This is a genomic window from Candidatus Electronema sp. PJ (assembly GCF_048287395.1).
Taxonomy (GTDB): Bacteria; Desulfobacterota; Desulfobulbia; order Desulfobulbales; family Desulfobulbaceae; genus Electronema.
On record NZ_JBLWEO010000034.1, the window covers coordinates 15,743 to 35,838 of the forward strand.

Sequence of the window (20,096 nt, forward strand, 5' to 3'; positions counted from 1 at the left end):
ACCTTCTGCTACGCGGCAAAAACCTATTGCTTCTGAACAGGCAACAGTCACAGCTCGGCAGGAACCTTTTGTCGGCGGGTGGAAAAAGGTTCCAAGTAAACTGTATGCAAAAGCTGTGCCAGTTTAGATGGATTTTGCTGACTAAGCAGCGGAGGGAAAAAAGTGCAGTGCAAGTCTTGCTGAACATAGGAAGAAAATACCTCCATAATTCATGATAACTATTACTAGTAAAAAAGAAAAGCAGAAAGATGAACCATTCCGCTGACAAAAAACGGCACTTGCGGACAAAATTTGTCACGCAAATCGCTTCTCTCAGCTCTTGTTTGCCAACTCTGTTGACCTGGTAAAAAAACGCAATTCCTTCGGCCTGGCTCTTTGCTCATTGCCAAGCAGAAAGTTTTTCGGGTAAACTGACTGCAAACCCTATCGGGCTGCCTATCTACGGCCTGCACTTTAAAAAGGAGAAAACCATGTTTGAGATAACCGATTCTGCCGTGAAAAACGTTAAGGACTATCTGAGCCAGAACAAGATCGAATCCGCGATCCGCGTTTCCCTGATGTCTGGCGGTTGCTCTGGCCCGAGCCTGAGTCTGTCCTTAGACGAGGCCAAAGAGAGTGACCTGACTGTAGATAAAGACGGAGTGAGCTTTATCATGGATAAAGGACTTTCCACAACTTGCGGAGCAGTTAAAGTGGATTTTGTGGAGTCCAGCGGCGGTTGTGGCTGCTCTGGCGGCGGTTTTACCATTAGCTGCGAAAACCCCTTGCCTGGTGCCAAGAAAGGCGGCGGCTGCGGATCTTGTTCATCTGGCTGTTGCTGACCTTTTTCCGAAGCATGTGCAAGGGCAGGTCTTGGTGCCTGCCCTTTACTTTTTTGTAGCATATCGATGGACTTAAGCAGTAAGAGATAAATGTCGTCACATGAATCTTGAGAGGTTAGCGCGGCCTGTTTGATCTTTTGTGGTATCTTAATAAGATTAAATCTTTTTCCTTGTAAAAATCGGATGAACTCAGTAGTATCCTGCCCGATGTTGCAATTGCTTGCTATTCAACTAAAGGGGGGAGAAACGATATGCTTGCAATCTCTTCAGCAGCATTGGAGCAGCTGAAAGGCTATTTGGATGACCAGCTTATTAACTCAGCGATCAGGATCACCTTGATGAAGGGGTCTTGCGCTGGCCGAAATCTTCGCTTTACTGTTGATGAGGCAAGGGGAAATGACTATATAATCAAACAAGATGGCATTCAGTTCCTCTTGGACAAGAGGCTTGCCGCTGACTGCGGTTTGATTACGATTGATTTTGATGAGCGTTTTGACCACTGTCCATGCTGTGGTAGAGACGGTGGCTTTCGTTTTAGCAGTGAAAACACTGCGTGCTGCGAAGATGGCTGCTGCGCGTCCTGCTGCCCTAATGGTTGCCAGTTTGCAGGCAGTGAAGGCTGTCTGATCCAAGAAGACTGCAAAGCCTAATTCTGCCAAACTCGCTTGATTTCCTGCGGTAAAAATCGTACACTGCATGATACTGCCTGTTATTCTGTGCCGCTGCCAACGGCACAGATGACAGTTCAGGCGGAGAATTCTGGCAGCCCCCTGGTGGGCTTGTCCTCTTGTCCCTTTAATCTGCTGGTTTATTATTTATCATGATCAAACTGAATGTTGCCGTGTTGATTCTGGGTAGCGCAGTTCTTGCCGCGTCCCCAGTCTTTGCCTTTGAGAAAGCAGGCTGTGGTGCAGGAGATTGCCGCGATTGTCATGCCCTGAGCAAAGAGGATGCGGCGGCTATCCTCAAGGATAAAGTGGATAAAGTCCTGGATGTCAAACGCAGCGAGGTGCCTGGCCTGTGGGATGTAGAAGCGGTCTATGATGGCCAGAAGGTGCCGCTGTATATGGACTTCTCCAAGAAATATCTCATCAGCGGCAGTGTAATTAAACTGGCCAACAACGAGGATTTGAGCGAGCAGAAGTTCGTTAGCATGAACAAGGTTGATGTCAGCCGCATTTCGCTGGAAGACGCAATCGTGATTGGCAAGGCAGACGCACCAGGCAAGATCATTGTCTTTGATGATCCAGAATGTTCCTTCTGCAAGAAACTCCACCCAGAGATGAAAAAAGTCGTAGCCAAGCATCCTGAGTTGGCTTTTTTTATCAAGCTCTTCCCGCTGCCTGCGCATAAGGGTGCTCCGGCTAAGGCCAAGGCGATTGCCTGCATCAAGAGCAAGGGGGATAACAGCAAAGCTGAGGCCATGCTTGCTGATGCTTTGAACGGCAAACCCCTGCCAGAGGCAGACTGCGACACCGACCAGATTGATAAAAACATTGCCCTGGCTAGAGAGCTGCACATCGGTACTACACCGACTCTGATCATGCCAGACGGACGAGTATTACCCGGCTTCAAGGAAGCGGACAAGATTGTAGCCGCTCTGAAGGAGCAATAGCTTCTGCGCTGTAAGAACAGGGCAGACGCATTGAGCTGCCCTTGCCATTCTCCCTCATGTCCCAGCTTCTCACGTCAATTGGTTATTCCCCCTGCCCTAATGACACCTTTATCTTCTCTGGTTTAGCGCAAGGTAAGGTTCCACTGCATCATATCCGCTTTGCTCCACCTCAGCTCGAGGATGTAGAAACCCTAAACAGCTGGGCCATGCAGAGGCAGGGGAGATTGGATGTAACCAAGCTCTCCTTCCATGCTCTTGGGCATGTGTCAGATTTATACACCCTGCTCGAGTCAGGCGCAGCTCTTGGCCGAGGCTGCGGGCCGCTCTTAGTGACAGCCCGCGCCCAAGGTGATCCAGCGCATTGGCGCATTGCCATTCCCGGACAATACACCACAGCGGCTTTACTGCTCCGCCTCTTCCTGCCAAAGCATCGCCAGACTGTGGTTATGCGTTTTGACCAGATCATGAACGCAGTCGCGCTAGGTCAAGTTGATGCTGGGGTGATCATCCATGAAAGCCGCTTTACCTATAAGGAGAGGGGCTTGTTCTGTGTACAGGATTTGGGGGTATGGTGGGAACAGGAAACAGATCTCCCCCTGCCGCTGGGCTGCATAGCCGCTCGCACAAGCCTAGGCTTGGAGGTTATCCAGGAAATTGAGCAGGCCATTGTCGAGAGCATCCACTGGGCTTCTACTCATCGCGAGGAATGCCTGACTTACATCCGTCAGCACGCCCAAGAAATGGATGCGCAGGTGCTTGCATCCCATATCAACCTGTATGTGAATGAGTTTTCGCTGCAACTCGGAGAAGAAGGCAGAGCCGCAGTGCAAGAACTATTGCGCCGAGGGCGAAAAGCTGGGGTGTTTGCCCATGCTTAAACAATATCCGGTGCTGGGCATCTGCGGTCGCAGCGGTGCAGGTAAGACTACCCTGATCGAGGCCTTGATTCCACTGCTGCGCGACCTCGGTCTGCAAGTGGCTGTGGTCAAAGACGGGGCGCACCGGGTCCAAGTAGATGTATCAGGCAAGGACAGCGACCGGTTCTTCCGGGCAGGCGCAGATGTGGCTCTGTTGGGTGAGCAACACTTTATCCGTAGTCGGCAACAAACTGATCTCACCGCCTTTCTGGTCTTGCTGTGCTCTTCGTACGATGTAGTTTTGGTGGAAGGCCATGCGGCAACGGCAGTGCCGAAAATATGGTTAACGGACTCAGGGCCGCTACCAGATAATCAGGGCCACATTCTTGCCGTATTGAACCGGGAACAAGCAACAGTAGAGCGAGTGTTCAGTCTCTTGCAAACACTCATTGCCAACACATGGCGACAGACCCCGGTGTGGGGCTGCGTGCTGATCGGTGGCAAGAGCAGTCGCATGGGCCAACCGAAACACCTGCTGCAACAGAATGGCAAGACATGGCTTGAGCTGACTGTGGATAAAATGGCCCCCCAAGTCGCACAGGTGGTCATCTCTGGTTCAGGGCAAATCCCTGCGTCATTAACGTTCTTGCCCCGCGTGCCAGATGTACCAGGCCTGGCCGGGCCACTGGCCGGGATCCTGTCGGTCATGCGTTGGCAGCCAGCGGTCTCTTGGTTAGTCACGGCCTGCGATCTCCCTGATGTGCAACCGGCAAGTCTACAATGGTTGCTGGAGCAGCGTCAACCAGGGATGCGGGCTATCCTTCCTGATCTGCACGGCAAAGGACGACTAGAGCCGTTGCTGGCTTGGTATGACTTTCGCTGCCGTCCCTTACTGGAAAAGCAGGCTGCATCCAACTCGTTACGCCTCAGTACCTTAGCAGAGCAGGTAGGAGTCTGCGCTCTGCAACCGCCTGCACACCTGCACAGTTCCTGGCGCAACGTTAATACCCCAGAAGAGTTGCTCCGCAGCTCGATTGCCTAGAAGGGCAACTCCGCACGAGAACCATCCCCTAATCTATATTGAGGCTGAACTCTAGTATATACTGAGGCCATCCCTCAGTATATACTGAGACCTTCCCTCAGTACATACTGAGACCATCCTTCAGTACATACTGAGGCCATCCCTCAGTACATACTGTTGCCACCCAACAGTACATACTGTTGACACCCAACAGTACATACTGTTGCCATCCATCTAACAGTACTGTTGCTGAACCCCAATATTGTGTTTGCCCTGGAATGAGAAGGGCAGGCACAGGGGCCTGCCCCTACGATGCGGTGGGGATTGATTCGGAACAGATGGTGGTATTGGTACTCTCTATTCGCTCTCTACTGCTACTCCCAATCCAGACCAATATCACAGGCTTGGGCGGAATGCGTCAATGCGCCTACGGAAATCAGATCAACCCCAGTTGCAGCAATTGCCCGCACCGTATTGAGGTTTACCCCGCCTGAGGCTTCAATGAGGGCTTTGCCTGCAATCAGAGCCACAGCCTGACGCAAGGTTGGGATGTCCATATTATCTAGCATGATGATCTGCACACCGCAATGCAAGCACTCCTCAACTTGCGCTAGAGTGTCGGTCTCGACCTCAATGGCGATGGTATGCGGCACAACAGCGCGTGCTTGTTGCACTGCCTTGCTGATAGAGCCGCAAGCAGCGATGTGGTTGTCTTTAATCAACACGCCATCGCTGAGACTGTACCGGTGATTTCGCCCACCTCCGATTCGCACGGCGTATTTCTCCAATAACCGCAAGCCGGGTGTGGTTTTCCGGGTATCAACAATCGCCGCTTTGTAGTCTTGCACTGCCTCAACGTATTTTCGGGTGAGCGTAGCGATACCGCACAGCCGCTGCACTAAGTTTAAGGCCACGCGTTCGCCGCGAAGGATGCTCCGTACCGGCCCGCTCATGGTCATCAGCACTTGACCAGAGCTAACGACAGCTCCATCCGGGACAATTTGGTTAAAGATCAACCGTTCATCTAACAGGCGGAAGACTCTAGCAGCAACCAGCTCCATGCCAGCAGCAATGAGTGGCTCGCGCGCCTGGAATGAGGCTGAGGCTACTTCTGAGCCTGAGAAGAGAGCGTTAGTGGTTATATCTCCATGTTCTAAGTCTTCACGGAGAAAGCCGCGCAACAGTTCGTCAATGAGGAAAATATCAAGCATATTGGTCAGCGGAAATGGGAATAGGAAAGAACAGGGAGACTATACCCGCTGCCTGAGGAAGACAGCGAGTAAATTGTTCGCGGGAAAGAATAGAAAGGGGAACAGCTAGGCAGGAACAAGCGTCCTGCCCTGGAGATGGCAGTTAGGCAGCGGTATTTCTTTTGCCGTAGGTTTTGTCGTAATGCTCGCTTTGATAGAAATCGCATTTCATACAGGTGAGTAGCTTCATCACAAAGTCCCCCTGTACTTTTCCACCGCAGAAGGTTCCAGCAACACGAGCACACTGCTTCCCATGCTCAGGATAGGCAGGGCAGATGCCTTTTGAATGGGCATGGAAACCACCTTTCTCACGCCCGCATTTGTTGTATTCCCAGCAGTTCATAATGTTACCTTTTACGTGCCATGATGAAGATTATTTTATAATAGGATAACGTTATCTCTAAGCTATGCAAAAACTATGCCGGTTTAATGACAAAAACTATTTTTTGTACTCGCTTGATTTGAGAATGATTTTCATTCCGACTAAGATGTGCTAAAATCGGAATGGGTATTTTTTACTCGGATTCTATCCAGTGGTGGGTAATTTTTACTCAGGCTAGGATGCTGCCGCTGCTTCCTGGCAGGAGAATTTTGCCAAGGTCAGCAGAGAGCTGAGAAAGTCATTCTCAACGAAGGGATTTTTTGTTATATTCTCTAGGAATGGGCTAAGAATGATGATTGGTACGAGAATGTAATTTGGGTATCAGGCTAAAAAGATTGGTAAATCAGCCCAGATTTAATCTACCTTTCCCTGGTTGTAGAAACAGTTCCACCGTCTTGATTTGCCTTTTGCACAGTTTACCTATATTAGCTGTCTCATAGAGCAGAAATAAATGAAAAAAATACGCAAAGCTGTTATACCGGTTGCCGGCATGGGCACCAGGTTTTTGCCGGCTAGCAAGGCCATCCCTAAGGAGATGCTGACCATTGTTGACCGTCCTACAATTCAGTATATTGTCGAGGAAGTGGTGGCTTCGGGCATCGAGGAAGTGATTCTGATTACCTCGGAAGGTAAGTCAGCCATTGAAAATCACTTTGACTACAATTACGAGCTGGATAATGTCCTGATGCGGCAGAACAAGCATCAGCTGCGGGAGGAGCTAGCCCGTACTTCCAATCTCATTGAAGTGGTCTCGGTGCGGCAAAAGAAGCCCCTCGGCTTAGGTCACGCTATCTGGATGGCCCGGCATGTGATCGGCGATGAGCCGTTTTTAGTGCTGCTTGGAGATGACCTTGTCCGCAGCGAAAAGCCCTGTTGTCGGCAGATGCTTGATTTGTACGATCAAGTTGGCGAGTCGATTGTCGCCATCCAACGTGTACCAATGGAGCAAACTTCGCAATATGGCATCGTAGAGGGAGAACCGACCGAGTTTGAGCGTACCTTTAAGGTCAGCCGGATGGTGGAAAAACCTTCACTGGGTATGTCCTACTCTGATATGGCAATCATAGGCCGCTATCTCTTGATGCCGGAGATTTTTGAAATCCTCGGCAACACCACGCCAGGCCACGGCGGCGAGATTCAGCTGACTGATGCCTTGCAGGCTTTAACTAATCGGCGAGGTATGTACGCCTTTGAGTTTACCGGAAAACGCTACGACGCAGGCGACAAGCTGGGGTATCTTAAAGCCATTGTTGATGTGGCATTAGATCACCATGCCCTCGGTGAGCCGTTCCGGCAGTATCTCAAGGCTATTTGCAGCAATGACAACTGCCCCCTCTGAAAAGAGGAGGTGATGAAGCTGTATGAAATTGCGGTCGCCGCCCCGATTTTCGGTAGCCTTACCTATAGCAGCCCTGTTCTATTGCCTGTCGGCATTCGAGTGCTAGTGCCTTTGGGCAGTCGTCTTGTCATTGGTTATGTGCTATCTCAGCTCTCTGATAATCCGCCTAGCGAAGTTAAGGCGGTCGTTGACTGTCTTGATGTTTATCCAATATTTCCTTCCCAGTTCGTTCTTTTTTTTCGCTGGATGGCAAATTACTACCACTTTCCACTGGGCGAGGTTATTCGTACAACCCTGCCTGCTGGACTGTCGTCCACATCTAGCTGCGCCGCAGTCAAGCCGAAAACCGAGACGCTCGTCCGTCTTTGCGCCCCTCCAGCCAATCAGCCTACCGTAACACTCAAAAAATCTGAGCAGAAAACCCTAGAACTCTTTTTTCAGCACTGCGGCGGCAGTCCGGTAATGCCGCGTCGAGAACTGACTAAGCTGTATTCTGGCGCGGGTAAAGCACTGCACGGATTGGCAGTAGCCGGGTTGATCAGCTTAGAAGAGAAGCAGGTCTTGCGCGACCCTTTTGGTAATGCGCTACCCTTTTTTGACCGCCCAGAGTTCTTGACTCCCGAACAGGTCGCAGCGCACAGCGAGATCACTGCGGCTATTGATGCCGAACAGTTCCAACCCTTCCTGCTCCACGGGGTGACAGGATGCGGCAAAACCGAAATCTATCTCCAGGCTACAGAACACTGTCTCGCTCAAGGTAAAAATGTGCTAGTACTGGTGCCGGAATTGGCTTTGGCTACCCAAATTGAGGCACATTTTTATTCTCGTTTTGGCGATACAATGGCAGTGCTCCATAGCGGCCTGTCAGCAGGGGAACGCTTTGACCAGTGGCAGCGGATTCTGCACGGTACTGCAAAAATTGCGGTTGGGGCGCGGTCAGCGGTCTTTGCTCCCTTTGCCGAGCTTGGCTTAGTGATTGTCGATGAGGAGCATGAAGCAGCCTACAAGCAGGATGACGGCCTGCGCTACAATGGCCGGGATATGGCTGTACTGCGAGCGCATTTCGCGTCCTGCCCAGTGCTGCTCGGTTCAGCCACTCCTTCGGTAGGCAGCTTCTATCACGCAGAGCAGGGCAAGTACCGGCTGCTCACCTTGACGAAGCGCATTGGCGAGCAAGTCATGCCGGAAGTGGAGATTGTTGATCTTGGCAAAGAAAAGCAACCTCGGCAGGACTGGTTCTTTTCCGATAGATTGCTTACCGCTCTCCGGGAAAACTTAGCCAGCGGTCTGCAAAGCCTACTCTTTGTTAATCGGCGGGGCTACGCTTCCTTCATGCTCTGTCGGGATTGTAGTGCGGTAATACGCTGCCGGAACTGCCGGGTTTCCCTGACCCTGCACAGGGGTAGCAACCGGCTGATCTGCCATTACTGCGGCTACTCGCTAAGGCCAGATATTGTCTGCCCAGAATGCGGTTCAGCTGATGTCGCCAGTCTCGGTCTTGGCTCGGAACGGGTCGAGGCGGAAGTCCGGCGGCTTTTTCCCTTGGCGAGAGTTGCCCGCTTGGACAGCGATGCGGTCAAAAACCGCCAGGCGCAGGCGACCCTGCTCCGGCAAGTGCGCGAGCAGGAGGTAGATATTCTTGTTGGCACCCAGATGGTGGCTAAAGGGCTGCATTTTCCTCGCATGACCTTGGTCGGAGTAGTCTGGGCAGATGGCTCTTTAGCCTTGCCCGATTACAAAGCAGCGGAACGATCCTTTCAGCTGTTGGCACAGGTGACAGGCCGGGCAGGTCGGGGAGAGCATCCAGGCCGGGTCATCATCCAAACCCATCAACCAGGGCATTATGTACTGAAGGCAGCCCGCGTTCATGACTACCAGGCCATGTACGCGCAGGAAACAGAACTGCGGTCTATGCTAGGTTATCCGCCTTTTGGCAGACTGATCAACATCCGTTTCAGCGGTGAAGAAGAAGGCAAGGTGCAAGAGACAGCTAAGGCGGCGGCAGGGCTGCTGCGGGCAGCAATTGACAAAGACAGCTTACCTGTGGATATTCTCGGTCCTGCTCCGGCTCCACTGTCTCTGCTCAGAAACCGCTTCCGCTGGCAACTGTTGCTCAAAGGCAGGCAGCCGGAAGTTCTCCATCAGCTCTGCAATCAGCTTTTGGAAAATAAACAGCGACTTTGCCACCGAGGGAAGGTGCGGATGGGGATCGACGTGGACCCGGAAAACATGCTGTAAATAGACCTCTTGTAAAACGTATCAAGCTGTTTCACTCGTCGTTTAAACTGGCCTGATTGAAGTGTGAATTGGGGCGAGTTAACTGTGAACTGCGGTAAAGAAAGCGGGGTTTCAGTCAGACGGCACGGGTCTCATGATTAGGCAACTATGCAAAGGCATTGCTGCCTTCAACAAGACGGTCTGTTGAAGTTATGCTTGCTGCAAGCAAGTCTGATATAAAAAAGATGCCCCGGCAGGAAAAAAAGGAGGAGTAAACCTGCCGGGGCATCCGGGTTGAGCTTGTTGAACGGATCAGGACTCCTGCAAAGAAGAAGCAAGTATCCCTTTCCTGTACGGGACTCCTGATTTGCGGAGTAATCCCCCGTAGTCGCCGCAGAGCTGGTTCCAGTCTTTTTTCAGCCCGCAACTCCCCATGAACTCCACGACAATAGAGGGTAGCTGCAAAAGTAAACCGGTTTCCCGCGCTTTGAGGACAATTTGATTGCGCAGGCTAAACAGCTCTCCAGCCAATTTGGCTGACAATGTCGGACTACTACCCACTTCGCCGATCAAGGCACAATCAGCAGCCTGCCTTGAAACCAGATTTTTCAATGCAGCTTTTCTGGTTTCATGCACAAGAGCTTCCTTTTGTGCTGAAGCCGCCTTGGGAAACAGACAAAAACCAGATTCACAGGGCGGTTTTTCCTCAGCGTGTAGACTAGTTAATCCCATTGCGCTGGCCACGAGCGCGACGGCAATGATAATTCTTCTTGTTTTTTTTACCGTTTTCATCACATGCCTCTTACGTTCGCTTGATCTGAGTAATGCAACATTCGTGCCAGTTTTATTATGACAATACGTCGCGAAACTATCTCTTTGAAACAAGAAGACTTTTATTTTACACCTCCTGGAGCAGCTGATTATATCCTCTCCCCCATTGGATACTTTTTACACAGATTGGCTGGTCACCTGGATACTTTTTACACACCCTGCCTCTTTGCGTTGGGAAGTCAGGGAAGCAATCACTCATACTTTTTGACTAGCCGCTCGGCAAAGGGTACATTGTGCCCCACCGTATAACTCTATCCTGAATCTTTTCCGTTGTCAAAAAAACCGTGACCCTGCATCAGTACGACGAATCCAAAATTAAGACCCTCAGCTCACTGGAGCACATCCGCAAGCGGCCTGGCATGTACATAGGCCGCCTTGGTAATGGCTCTGATCCAGATGACGGCGTTTACATTTTACTCAAGGAAATCATCGACAACGCCGTTGATGAGTACATCATGGGCTGCGGCAAGCAGATCGAAATCGCTGTGCGCCCAGATGGCCTCTGTCAGGTGCGCGATTATGGGCGCGGCATCCCGCTCGGCAAGGTTGTAGAATGCGTCTCAATGATCAACACCGGCGCAAAGTATAATACTGAGGTCTTTCAGTTTTCGGTCGGGCTAAATGGCGTAGGCACCAAGGCGGTTAACGCTTTGTCCGAGCAGTTTATGGTCTGTTCGTACCGGGAAGGCCTGTTCAGAAAAGCGGTTTTCGCCTGCGGCGTGCTGGTGCATGAGGAAGAAGGGACGAGCAATGAGCCAAATGGGACGCTGGTCGAGTTCTTGCCGGACAAGAAACTGTTTCCTGACTTCACCTTTGATCTCGGCTACATCGAGCAGCGGCTTTGGCGGTATGCCTATCTCAATGCTGGGCTGCGTTTGCACCTGAACTGGGCGGATGAAGCGGTTGGACAGGTGCGGGAATACTATTCTAAGAAAGGTTTGCCTGATCTTTTAGCCAAAGAACTGGACGGCAGGGGGATTTATCCCGCCTTAGAAGCCGCGCAGACCGCCTTGGAGTTCGTTTTCACCCATACCGATGACTACAGCGAAACCTATTACTCGTTTGTCAACGGCACCTACACCTCAGAAGGCGGTACGCACCTGTCTGCCTTTCGTGAAGGTCTCCTCAAAGGCGTGAATGAGTTTTCGGGTAAAAAATACACAGGCCAGGATGTGCGGGAAGGTTTGGTTGGTATTTTAGCGGTCAAAGTACAAGAGCCGGTCTTTGAATCACAGACCAAAAATAAGCTGGGTAACACTGATATCCGGGCCTGGTTAGTCAATGCGGTGCGAGAAGCAGTGGCTGACCATCTCTATAAACACCCAGAGACCGCAGAAATCCTCCTGGCCAAAGTACAGCGCAACGAGCGGGTGCGGAAAGAGCTGCAAACCGTGCGCAAGGAAGCCAAGGCCCAGGCGAAAAAAGTTGCCTTCAAGATCCCGCAGCTCAAGGATTGCAAATATCATCCTCAGCCTGGCAAGCCTTCCCGGCCTGGCGAGGAGAACATGCTCTTCATTACTGAGGGCCAATCCGCTGCTGGCTCAATTGTCTCCTCGCGCGACCCCATGACCCAGGCAGTGTTCTCGCTCAAGGGCAAGCCGATGAACGTTTTCGGCCAGCGGCTGGACCTGCTCTACAAGAACGAGGAGATGTACGCCCTGATGCAAAGCCTCAACGTCGAGGAATCCATTGTGGGCCTCCGCTTTGATCGGGTTATCCTCGCCACAGATGCGGACGTGGACGGCCTGCACATCCGCAATCTCCTCCTGACCTTCTTCCTCCACTATTTTGAGCCGCTGATCAAGCTGGGGCATGTGTATATTTTGGAAACGCCCATCTTTCGAGCCAGAAACAAGAAGCAAACTGTCTATTGCTATTCAGAGCGGGAAAAAGACGAGGCAGTAAGCAACCTGAAAGCGCAGGCGAACGGCGGTAACGTGGAAGTAACGCGCTTTAAAGGGCTGGGCGAAATCTCGCCGCCAGAGTTTAAACAGTTTATCGGCCAGGATATGCGCCTTCAGCCGGTGCGAATCGACAGTATCGCGGATGTGCGACCGGTGTTGGAGTTCTATATGGGCAAGAACACGCCGGAGCGAAGGCGGTATATCATGGAGCATCTGACTTTAAGGCCGGTGTGACAGGAGTTCGGCTTGGCCGGAAAGGAGTTTTGCCGACTTGGAGAGGAGTTCTGCCGAGTACAACTCCTTTGCAAGCGAGTAAAAAAGGTGTATTTTGCCAGAGCGTTGCTTCCTTATCGCTGCTCTTTCCGTACACATCCGAGTTTATTCGGGCATAGCTGGCTAAGGCAAGAGGTCTAATTTATGGAAAAAGTATTAAGTGACGAACTGAACATCAGCAAACCGGTTTCTGTCTGGAACAAGAGCATCAGCCTTGAGCCAAGGAAATTTCTGGTCGGCATTAGCAAGATGCTGGCCAAGGGCGTGTTTAAAGACTTGGGCGGTGTTGGGGAATCTGCCATAGACACCCTTGATGCTCTTGGCTTGCAGAAGCAGCCCAACGAGCTGGCTTGGCTGCTCATTTCCCGCGCGCTGGCCGCCGCGTTAGCGGAGCTGGTGAAGAACTACTCCGACCTGTTCCGCAATCGCCCCGATGAGGAAGAGCTGGATAAGATTTGTGCGCTCTTTGAAGAGCAAATGGGCCGGGCGGAAGTTTCCATCAGTCTGGACTTCTTTAATAAGCCAGATGCACTGCCTTTGCTGGAGCAGCTCCGCAGCCCGTTAGCTGCTTGGCTGCAAGGCTTAGGTGCCAAGCAAGCGGATGCAGAGCAGATTGCCTGCCGCCTACGGGATTACTTTGTCTTTGCCCTGCATGAAACATGGCGCAAGGCACCAGTGGATTACGCCGAGCTGCGGAATCATTTCGACACGCCGTTCACCAAAGCCACGCAAGAGGTGTTGGACTGGGAGTTGTATAAGCAATGGCTGCAACGCCAGGTCAGCGACCGGATGTTTGAAGAAGCCTTTGGTGTGAAAGAGGTTTATGTGCCGCTGCGGGCGTATTACGAGGAAAAGGAGCGGGACGAGGAGAGCAACCCGGAGCTTGCGCCGCAGCAGGCCAAGGTCAAACGGATTGTGGTGGATCTGGAAGAGGAGTTCCGCGCTTGGCTGCACAACTTCGCAGACGGCCCGGCTGTGCGCTTCATCAGCGGCGGGCCGGGTTCGGGAAAGTCCACCTTTGCCAAAATATTCGCCGCCAAGATCGCCAAAAAAAACGACATCCCCTGCCTGTACATTCCGCTGCATCTCTTTGATGCCACAGACAACCTGATCAATGCAATGGAGAGCCATATCAGGAACAATCCATTCTTGAGTGGAAATCCGCTTGATGCCAAAACTGGCAAAGATCGTCTGCTGATCATCTTTGACGGCTTGGATGAATTGGCTTTGCAAGGCAAAGCAGCCTCGGAGACAGCGAACAGCTTTGTGGAGGAAGTGCTGAATCGCATCCGGGAATGTAATGGCTATCACAAACACCGGCGGGTCATTATCACCGGGCGGACAATTGCCATTCAGTCGGTGGAAACTAAGCTGCGTGAAGCCAGGCAGATCAGCTATGTGCTGCCCTATTTCATTGCGGAAGACGAGCAGAAGAAATATCACGACCCGCACAAGCGGCTGGCCGAAGATCAGCGGCAGCAATGGTGGCGGCAGTACGGCGCGGCTGCGGGCAAAGACTATGCGGGCCTGCCTGCGGATTTGGCGCAGGAGCATCTGGATGAGATCACGGCCCAGCCGTTGCTCAATTACTTGGTTGCTCTCAGCTATGACCGCCAGACCATCGCCTTTACCGACGAGACCACGCTGAATCAAATCTATGCCGACCTGATCAAGGCGGTCTATTGCCGTCAGTATGAAGAGGGAGGCCGGGTAAGTGCCTGCGCGGGCGGGCTGGAGGAGCGTGACTTTCTCCGGGTTTTGGAGGAAATCGCCCTAGCGGTCTGGCATGGAGACGGGCGCACGGCCACGGTTGCTAGTATTGAGGCAAAATGCAAAGCGAGCGGCATTGAACGCTATTTGGAGCCGTTCAAGAAAGATGCTGAATCGGGAGTGATTCGCCTATTGACCGCCTTTTATTTTAGGCGGAGCGAAAAACGCCAATATGACAACGAGACCTTTGAATTCACCCATAAGAGCTTCGGCGAATACCTGACTGCCCGGAGAATTGTACACCTTCTTCTGGACATCCAAGATGAATTACAGCGCAACAAGAGAAATCCTGGTAAAGGATGGGATGAAAAGGAAGCCTTGAAACGCTGGACTGCTATTTGCGCCGTCACGTGGATGGACAATGACCTGCTGCGTTTTATCAGCAATGAATTCCGCGTCATGACGCAGGAAGAGCTGCTGGCCTTGCAGGCTATGGTGCGCGGGCTGCTCAGTTACACCATCAACCAAGGTTTGCCTTTTCCTGATGCCTTCTTGAGCAAAGGTTTTAAGGGGCATCTGCGCTTGGCCCGGAATGCGGAAGCAGCCTTGCTGGCCGTGCATTTTCACATAGCCGAGCTGACCCAGCAGATTTCAAGGCTGGAGTTGGAATCGAAAAATGCTTTTGGGGACTGGATTGCGCGGTTGAGAGGGCAATATAGCGACGTGTGTTGGTTAGGTTTCTTGGATTTATCCGGCTATCTTCTTCAGTTACAGAATTTATCTAGTATAGATTTCAAGATGTGCCAATTACATCATGCACACCTATTTCATTCAAACCTTTCACACTCAAATTTAAGCAAAGTAAATCTTGAGAACGCGTATCTTGGCGGGGCAACTTTTTTATTTGCAAACCTTGAAGGAGCCAATCTCAAGGGTGCAAACCTTCGTCGGGCGAATTTGCAAAACGCAAACCTTGAAGGTGCCAATTTAGAGGGAGCGAACTTAGATGGTGCCATTCTCACAGGCACCATTTTGGATAAGAAGGAGGCGCAGGGGCAGGCCCCTGTGTCTGCCCCTACCCCTGCCTGAAAAACAGCATAGGTTTTTGCTTTCAAAATGCGTAGGTTTTGTGAATCAAAATACCTCCATTTTACCATATAAAATGGCTCCATTTTTATATATAGAATGGAGCCATTCTTACATATAAAAGGGAGGTTTTTTGATTCGCCAAAAAACGGCATCTATCAACTAAGCACTTAAGGAGCCAATTTGGAGGGAGCAAAGCTAGAGGGTGCCATTCTTACAAGCACCATCTTGGAAAAGAAGGGTAGGGGTAAGCCCCCGTGTCTATCCCCGGATGCGTCTTATTCCCAGGGCGAACTACAGCCCGCTCACTGCCTCTCCACGCACCAAGTCATCATAGCACTCGCGCTGGCGGATCACCTCGAAGCTGCCGCCGCTGACCAGCACTTCAGCAGCTCTTGGCCGGGAGTTATAGGTCGAGGACATGGAGAAGCCGTAGGCCCCGCTGCTCATCACGGCCAGCAGCTCGCCGGGCTGCACGTCCGGCAGCAGCCTGTCTTTAGCGAGGAAGTCGCCGCTCTCGCAGATCGGGCCGACCACATCGGCCTGCTGCTGGCCGCCGCCTCTGGTGACAGGATCGCGCACCGGCAGTATCTCATGATACGCGCCGTAGAGCGAGGGCCGGGCGAGATCGTTCATTGCCGCATCGACGATGATGAAGCGTTTCTCCTTCTCGCCGCCGCTGTTGACCTTGGTGTACTGCACTTCTGTCACCAGAATGCCCGCGTTGCCGACCAGCACCCGGCCTGGCTCCAGAATCAGGGTGCAGTCCATGCCTGCCAGCTCGGCCAGCACTGCTGCCGCGTAATCAATGGGATGCGGCGGCTGCTCGTCGTCGTAGGGGATGCCGATGCCGCCGCCCATATCCACGTATTTGATCTGAATGCCTTCCTGATTGAGCTTGGTGATGAAGGCTTTGACCTTGCGCAGGGCCTCAATGAACGGCTCAATCTGGGTGAGCTGCGAGCCGATATGGCAGCTCACGCCAACAATCTCAATATGCGCCATCGTCTTGGCCCGCAGATACTCCTGCAAAGCCTCAGTCACCGGGATGCCGAACTTGTTCTTGGCCAGGCCGGTGGAGATGTAGGCGTGCGTCTTCGGGTCAACGTCCGGGTTGATGCGGAAGGCGATGCGGGCGCGGGTCTTCAGCTCCGCCGCGACCTCGTTCAGGCGGTCAAGCTCCTGCGGCGACTCGACATTGAACATGAGTATGTCCGCCTGCAAGGCCTCAGCCAGCTCGCGGCGGCTCTTGCCTACACCAGAGTAGATGATGCGCTGCGGCTCAACCCCGGCCTTGAGTGCCCGGAACAGCTCGCCGCCGGAGACTATGTCCGCGCCGCCGCCCAGCTTGGCGAAGAGGTTGAGGATAGCGATGTTCGAGCAGGCTTTGACTGCAAAGCAGGTTTGGTGCGCCATGCCCTCGAAGCCGGACTCAAAGGCGGTGAAATGCCGTTGTAGGGTGGCGGAGCTGTAGAGGTAGAACGGGGTGCCGACCTGCGCTGCGATGTCTTGAATCCGCACGTCCTCGCAGCAGAGTTCGCCGTTCTGATAGGTGAAGTGGTTCATGTTGTTCCAATGGATGAAGAATATTGACAGGCGCGGCAGCCTATCCGCTGGACTGCGGCTGCCGCGCTGCCCGCGCCAGAGTGCAACTGTTTGCCCCAGCAGGCTGTGACGGAAGTTCCGAGGAACCTCAGGCTGAAACTCTGAGGTTCCTCTGGCCAAAGTTCTAAGGAGCCTCAGACGAAAGCTCCGAGGGGGTCCTCAGGCAGATTATCTCAGCAGAATAAGGCCCGCCCCCGCCCCTACAGTACAGGACTATTCCAACGCCGCCACGCCCGGCAGCACCTTCCAAGAAGGCACCGCCGCCGAAAACCAGCGCAACAAACAGCCTCAGCTTTTCCTCTGAAAGAACTGCTGTTCCGCGCCCTGAGTTCGTGAGCTTCAATGCCACAGAATTGGCAGCACCGACGCTCCGCCATTGGCTTTCTTCTGCCTTTGCCAAGCATCATTCAGCTCATCAAAGGCTTTTTGCACGGCTGCTTCGGCTTGCAGCAGCGTAACATCTATAGCTGCCACCTTATTCCGTGCGGCAATGAACTTATTCAGCCGCTTGCGCAGTTCGTCTGCTGAAACCGGCAACCCGGCAAACTTCGGGTTGTCGGTCAGCAGGGCGATGAGCCTCCTGGCCTCGGCGATAAGCTCTGTCTCACTTTGCGGCAATTCCTCGCTTTCCGGCAAATCTTCCATTGCAGCTCCTCCTGCGCAATTATTCCAACGCCGCCACGCCCGGCAGCACCTTCCCTTCCATCAGCTCTAAGAACGCGCCGCCGCCGGTGGACATGTAGGAGATGTTCGCCGCCTCGCCGGACTGTGTCACCGCCGCGTTGGAATCGCCGCCGCCAGTGATGCTCAGGGCGTGCGACGAGGCCACGGCGTGCGCAAGGGCCATTGTGCCGCGCGCAAAGGCATCCATCTCAAAGGCACCCATCGGGCCGTTCCAGACGATAGTCTTCGCGTCGGCCAGCACTTCGGAGAAGCAAATCACCGAGGCCGGGCCGATGTCTAAGGCCATCCAGCCTTCCGGGATATCCTGCACCGTCACCTGCTTGCAGACCGCATCGGGCGCGAAACGGTCGGCGGCAATCACATCCACCGGCAGATAAACCTTCACGCCCTTGGCCTTCGCGTCCGCCAAAATCTGGCGCGCGCTGTCTAATAGATCGTCCTCAATCTTGGAAGCCGCCCCGACCGCGAAGCCTTGGCTCTTCAGGAAGGTGTTGGCCATTGCCCCGCCGATCAGCATTTTATCGACCTTGTCTAACATCCGGGTCAAGGCTTTGAGCTTGCTGGAAACCTTGGCTCCGCCGACAATAGCGACCAAAGGCCGCTGCGGCGCGTCAATGGCGCGGTGGAAATAATCCAGCTCTTTGTGCAGGAGCAGCCCGGCAGCCTTCTCCTTGATGTGCGCAGTGATGCCAGCAACTGAAGCGTGCGCCCGGTGCGAGACGGCAAAGGCATCGTTGACGTAAACATCCGCCAGCGCGGCGAGCTGTTGGGAAAAGGCCGGGTCGTTGGCTTCTTCTTCAGCGTGATAGCGCAGGTTTTCGAGCAGCAAAATCTCGCCAGCATTCAGAGCGGCGACTGCTGCTTCCGCTTCCGGGCCGACGCAATCTGCCGCCAGCTTGACCTCTTTGCCCAGCAACTCCGCCAGCCGTTTGGCAATCGGCGCAAGCGAGTATTTCTCCACCCGCTTGCCCTTGGGCCGCCCGCTATGCGAGGCGATGATCACCTTCGCGCCCTGCGCCAGCGCGTATTCCAACGTCGGCAGCACCATGCGGATGCGCAGGTCATCGGTGATTTCGCCCTGCTCGTTCATCGGCACGTTGAAATCCGTGCGGATCAGCACCCGTTTTCCTTTCAGCTCCAGATCGCGGATCGTCTTCATGGCTTTTCCTCCTGCTTAAACCATCTGATTCGCGACAGAAACAGTCAGGTCGCCGAGCATGTTGGTGTAACTGCCCAGCTCATTGTCGTACCAGCCGTAAATCACCGCCTGCGTCATGGGGATGTCAAGCACTGGCGGCACCTGGCCGGGCGCGAAGTTGCAGCTTTTCAGATGATCAAGATGCAGCTTGAGCGAGGCGGTGCGGGTGTGGGTCTCAGTGCCCTCAATCACCGCTGCGGCCTGCGGCGTGCCGACGATATCCGAGGAAACGTTCTGCTCCTCGGAGTATTGCAGATAGGGCGAGGAGACGGCGTAATCGCGGTAGATGCCGTTGATCAGGTCGCGCTTGATCGGGTTCTCCATCTCATCTTGGAAGTTCAGCACCAGAATGATCAACGAGCCGCTGGCAGTCGGGATGCGGACAGATTCAGCAATGAAGCCGATGCCCTTCATCTCCGGGATGACCAAGCCGAGAGCTTTGGCCGCGCCGGTGGTTGTCAGAATGATGTTGTTGAGAATGGAGCGGTTTTTCCGCAGATCAGTAGCTCCGGCGGCAGGCACTGCGTCCAGCACCTTCTGGCTGCCAGTGGCGGCATGAACCGTGACCATCGAGGCGGTCAGCAGGCGTTCCGCGCCAAAATGATCAAGCAGCGGCTTGATCATGTAGGACAAACAGGTGGTGGTGCAGGATGCGGCGGAAATGATCGCGTGCTGCTCCGGCTTGTAGTCGTCATCGTTGATGCCCATCACCGCAGTGAGCGCGTCGGCGGGCATGTCAAGACCCTTGGCTTTGATCTTGAAGGGTGCGGAGACCAGCACTTTCTCCGCGCCTGCTTGGAGATGGCCGCGCACCGAGCCGCTCTTCGCGTCGGCATCAGAGGTCGGGTCTTTGAACACGCCGGTGGTGTCCACAACAATGCGGACATTGTTCTCTTGCCACTTGATGTCTTTCGGATTGCGGGCCTCGCGCAGCATTGTCACCGGCACGCCGTTGACGGTCATGGTGCCTGCGGCTTCGTTGAGGTTCTCAATCACCCGTCCGCCCTTGTGGCCGTGCAGGTAGGTGGCCAGCTTGCCGTAGGTGGAATCCTTCTCGATCACAGCGGCGATGTCCTCCAAGCCGCTGCCGACCTGACGACCCAGATTGACGACGATTTCTGAGAAATGCTGCCGGGAAACGTGATGCCAAAGGGAAAGTTTACCGATTCTGCCCAGACCGTTGATGCCGAGTTTCATGCTTGGGTTCTCCTGTGGTGTGCTGTCAATATGTTTTCCGCCCCATGACAGGACGGCTGCGTGCAAAGTTCAGGTGAATATTTTCACAAAGAGCGGTATGATGCGC

The 20,096-nt window shown here is 53.4% G+C and carries 17 protein-coding genes; 9 read left to right on the top strand and 8 right to left on the bottom strand.

What is annotated here, in order from left to right; translation table 11 throughout:
- Nucleotides 1-470: 470 nt before the first annotated feature.
- From ACNKIB_RS05360 to mobB, 5 genes are all read left to right on the top strand, one after another.
- Nucleotides 471-821, top strand: coding sequence for an IscA/HesB family protein (locus ACNKIB_RS05360; RefSeq protein WP_417909520.1), 351 nt, complete (start codon nucleotides 471-473; stop codon nucleotides 819-821).
- 251 nt (nucleotides 822-1,072) lie between these two features.
- Nucleotides 1,073-1,471: an IscA/HesB family protein gene (locus ACNKIB_RS05365; protein WP_417909521.1), complete on the top strand. Its 399-nt coding sequence runs from the start codon at nucleotides 1,073-1,075 to the stop codon at nucleotides 1,469-1,471.
- 170 nt (nucleotides 1,472-1,641) lie between these two features.
- A complete protein-coding gene (locus tag ACNKIB_RS05370) occupies nucleotides 1,642-2,436 on the top strand; it encodes a DsbC family protein (protein WP_417909522.1) in 795 nt (264 codons plus the stop codon).
- A gap of 56 nt (nucleotides 2,437-2,492) precedes the next feature.
- The gene (locus tag ACNKIB_RS05375) at nucleotides 2,493-3,314 is read left to right on the top strand and encodes a menaquinone biosynthesis family protein (RefSeq protein ID WP_417909536.1); all 822 of its coding nucleotides are present in this window, start codon (nucleotides 2,493-2,495) and stop codon (nucleotides 3,312-3,314) included.
- Nucleotides 3,307-4,335 carry a molybdopterin-guanine dinucleotide biosynthesis protein B gene (gene mobB / locus ACNKIB_RS05380; RefSeq protein WP_417909523.1) on the top strand — a complete coding sequence of 343 codons (1,029 nt, stop codon included), beginning with the start codon at nucleotides 3,307-3,309 and terminating at the stop codon, nucleotides 4,333-4,335. The genes ACNKIB_RS05375 and mobB overlap by 8 nt, the downstream gene beginning before the upstream one ends.
- A 353-nt stretch (nucleotides 4,336-4,688) precedes the next feature.
- Here mobB and nadC read toward each other — a convergent pair whose 3' ends face one another.
- Together nadC and ACNKIB_RS05390 are read right to left on the bottom strand one after the other, a co-directional pair.
- Entirely contained in the window at nucleotides 4,689-5,525 is an 837-nt protein-coding gene (gene nadC / locus ACNKIB_RS05385) for a carboxylating nicotinate-nucleotide diphosphorylase (RefSeq protein WP_417909524.1), read from the bottom strand.
- Between the two features lie 142 nt (nucleotides 5,526-5,667).
- A complete protein-coding gene (locus ACNKIB_RS05390) occupies nucleotides 5,668-5,907 on the bottom strand; it encodes a two-CW domain-containing protein (RefSeq protein WP_417909525.1) in 240 nt (79 codons plus the stop codon).
- Between the two features lie 490 nt (nucleotides 5,908-6,397).
- Between ACNKIB_RS05390 and galU the strand changes: the two genes are divergently transcribed.
- Both galU and priA read left to right on the top strand, forming a co-directional pair.
- The gene (gene galU, locus ACNKIB_RS05395) at nucleotides 6,398-7,285 is read left to right on the top strand and encodes a UTP--glucose-1-phosphate uridylyltransferase GalU (RefSeq protein WP_417909526.1); all 888 of its coding nucleotides are present in this window, start codon (nucleotides 6,398-6,400) and stop codon (nucleotides 7,283-7,285) included.
- 12 nt (nucleotides 7,286-7,297) lie between these two features.
- Nucleotides 7,298-9,523: a replication restart helicase PriA gene (gene priA, locus ACNKIB_RS05400; protein WP_417909527.1), complete on the top strand. Its 2,226-nt coding sequence runs from the start codon at nucleotides 7,298-7,300 to the stop codon at nucleotides 9,521-9,523.
- 291 nt (nucleotides 9,524-9,814) lie between these two features.
- On the opposite strand, the gene ACNKIB_RS05405 is transcribed toward priA, so the two are convergent.
- Nucleotides 9,815-10,294 (bottom strand): hypothetical protein, encoded by a 480-nt coding sequence (locus ACNKIB_RS05405; RefSeq protein WP_417909528.1) that lies wholly within the window; start codon nucleotides 10,292-10,294, stop codon nucleotides 9,815-9,817.
- A 323-nt stretch (nucleotides 10,295-10,617) separates the two neighbouring features.
- Between ACNKIB_RS05405 and ACNKIB_RS05410 the strand changes: the two genes are divergently transcribed.
- Nucleotides 10,618-12,471, top strand: coding sequence for a DNA topoisomerase IV subunit B (locus ACNKIB_RS05410; RefSeq protein ID WP_417909529.1), 1,854 nt, complete (start codon nucleotides 10,618-10,620; stop codon nucleotides 12,469-12,471).
- Here ACNKIB_RS05410 and ACNKIB_RS05415 read toward each other — a convergent pair.
- On the bottom strand, nucleotides 12,457-12,609 hold the full coding sequence (locus ACNKIB_RS05415; protein WP_417909530.1) for a hypothetical protein: 153 nt from the start codon (nucleotides 12,607-12,609) through the stop codon (nucleotides 12,457-12,459). The genes ACNKIB_RS05410 and ACNKIB_RS05415 overlap by 15 nt on opposite strands.
- 45 nt (nucleotides 12,610-12,654) lie before the next feature.
- Here ACNKIB_RS05415 and ACNKIB_RS05420 point away from each other — a divergent pair, with 45 nt between their 5' ends.
- Nucleotides 12,655-15,309 (top strand): NACHT domain-containing protein, encoded by a 2,655-nt coding sequence (locus ACNKIB_RS05420; protein WP_417909531.1) that lies wholly within the window; start codon nucleotides 12,655-12,657, stop codon nucleotides 15,307-15,309.
- Between the two features lie 291 nt (nucleotides 15,310-15,600).
- Here ACNKIB_RS05420 and lysA read toward each other — a convergent pair whose 3' ends face one another.
- The 4 genes from lysA to ACNKIB_RS05440 form a co-directional block, all read right to left on the bottom strand.
- The gene (gene lysA / locus ACNKIB_RS05425; protein WP_417909532.1) at nucleotides 15,601-16,872 is read right to left on the bottom strand and encodes a diaminopimelate decarboxylase; all 1,272 of its coding nucleotides are present in this window, start codon (nucleotides 16,870-16,872) and stop codon (nucleotides 15,601-15,603) included.
- Between the two features lie 378 nt (nucleotides 16,873-17,250).
- Nucleotides 17,251-17,556: a hypothetical protein gene (locus ACNKIB_RS05430; protein WP_417909533.1), complete on the bottom strand. Its 306-nt coding sequence runs from the start codon at nucleotides 17,554-17,556 to the stop codon at nucleotides 17,251-17,253.
- 19 nt (nucleotides 17,557-17,575) lie between these two features.
- The gene (locus ACNKIB_RS05435) at nucleotides 17,576-18,754 is read right to left on the bottom strand and encodes a phosphoglycerate kinase (RefSeq protein ID WP_417909534.1); all 1,179 of its coding nucleotides are present in this window, start codon (nucleotides 18,752-18,754) and stop codon (nucleotides 17,576-17,578) included.
- 15 nt (nucleotides 18,755-18,769) lie between these two features.
- On the bottom strand, nucleotides 18,770-19,990 hold the full coding sequence (locus ACNKIB_RS05440; RefSeq protein WP_417909535.1) for a type I glyceraldehyde-3-phosphate dehydrogenase: 1,221 nt from the start codon (nucleotides 19,988-19,990) through the stop codon (nucleotides 18,770-18,772).
- Between the last annotated feature and the right edge of the window lie 106 nt (nucleotides 19,991-20,096).

Coding starts and splice junctions, on each gene's coding strand:
- ACNKIB_RS05360 (WP_417909520.1), top strand. CDS start 471: ATGTTTGAGATAACCGATTCTGCCGTGAAAAACGTTAAGGACTATCTG.
- ACNKIB_RS05365 (WP_417909521.1), top strand. CDS start 1,073: ATGCTTGCAATCTCTTCAGCAGCATTGGAGCAGCTGAAAGGCTATTTG.
- ACNKIB_RS05370 (WP_417909522.1), top strand. CDS start 1,642: ATGATCAAACTGAATGTTGCCGTGTTGATTCTGGGTAGCGCAGTTCTT.
- ACNKIB_RS05375 (WP_417909536.1), top strand. CDS start 2,493: ATGTCCCAGCTTCTCACGTCAATTGGTTATTCCCCCTGCCCTAATGAC.
- mobB (WP_417909523.1), top strand. CDS start 3,307: ATGCTTAAACAATATCCGGTGCTGGGCATCTGCGGTCGCAGCGGTGCA.
- nadC (WP_417909524.1), bottom strand. CDS start 5,525: ATGCTTGATATTTTCCTCATTGACGAACTGTTGCGCGGCTTTCTCCGT.
- ACNKIB_RS05390 (WP_417909525.1), bottom strand. CDS start 5,907: ATGAACTGCTGGGAATACAACAAATGCGGGCGTGAGAAAGGTGGTTTC.
- galU (WP_417909526.1), top strand. CDS start 6,398: ATGAAAAAAATACGCAAAGCTGTTATACCGGTTGCCGGCATGGGCACC.
- priA (WP_417909527.1), top strand. CDS start 7,298: ATGAAGCTGTATGAAATTGCGGTCGCCGCCCCGATTTTCGGTAGCCTT.
- ACNKIB_RS05405 (WP_417909528.1), bottom strand. CDS start 10,294: ATGAAAACGGTAAAAAAAACAAGAAGAATTATCATTGCCGTCGCGCTC.
- ACNKIB_RS05415 (WP_417909530.1), bottom strand. CDS start 12,609: ATGTGTACGGAAAGAGCAGCGATAAGGAAGCAACGCTCTGGCAAAATA.
- ACNKIB_RS05420 (WP_417909531.1), top strand. CDS start 12,655: ATGGAAAAAGTATTAAGTGACGAACTGAACATCAGCAAACCGGTTTCT.
- lysA (WP_417909532.1), bottom strand. CDS start 16,872: ATGAACCACTTCACCTATCAGAACGGCGAACTCTGCTGCGAGGACGTG.
- ACNKIB_RS05430 (WP_417909533.1), bottom strand. CDS start 17,556: ATGGAAGATTTGCCGGAAAGCGAGGAATTGCCGCAAAGTGAGACAGAG.
- ACNKIB_RS05435 (WP_417909534.1), bottom strand. CDS start 18,754: ATGAAGACGATCCGCGATCTGGAGCTGAAAGGAAAACGGGTGCTGATC.
- ACNKIB_RS05440 (WP_417909535.1), bottom strand. CDS start 19,990: ATGAAACTCGGCATCAACGGTCTGGGCAGAATCGGTAAACTTTCCCTT.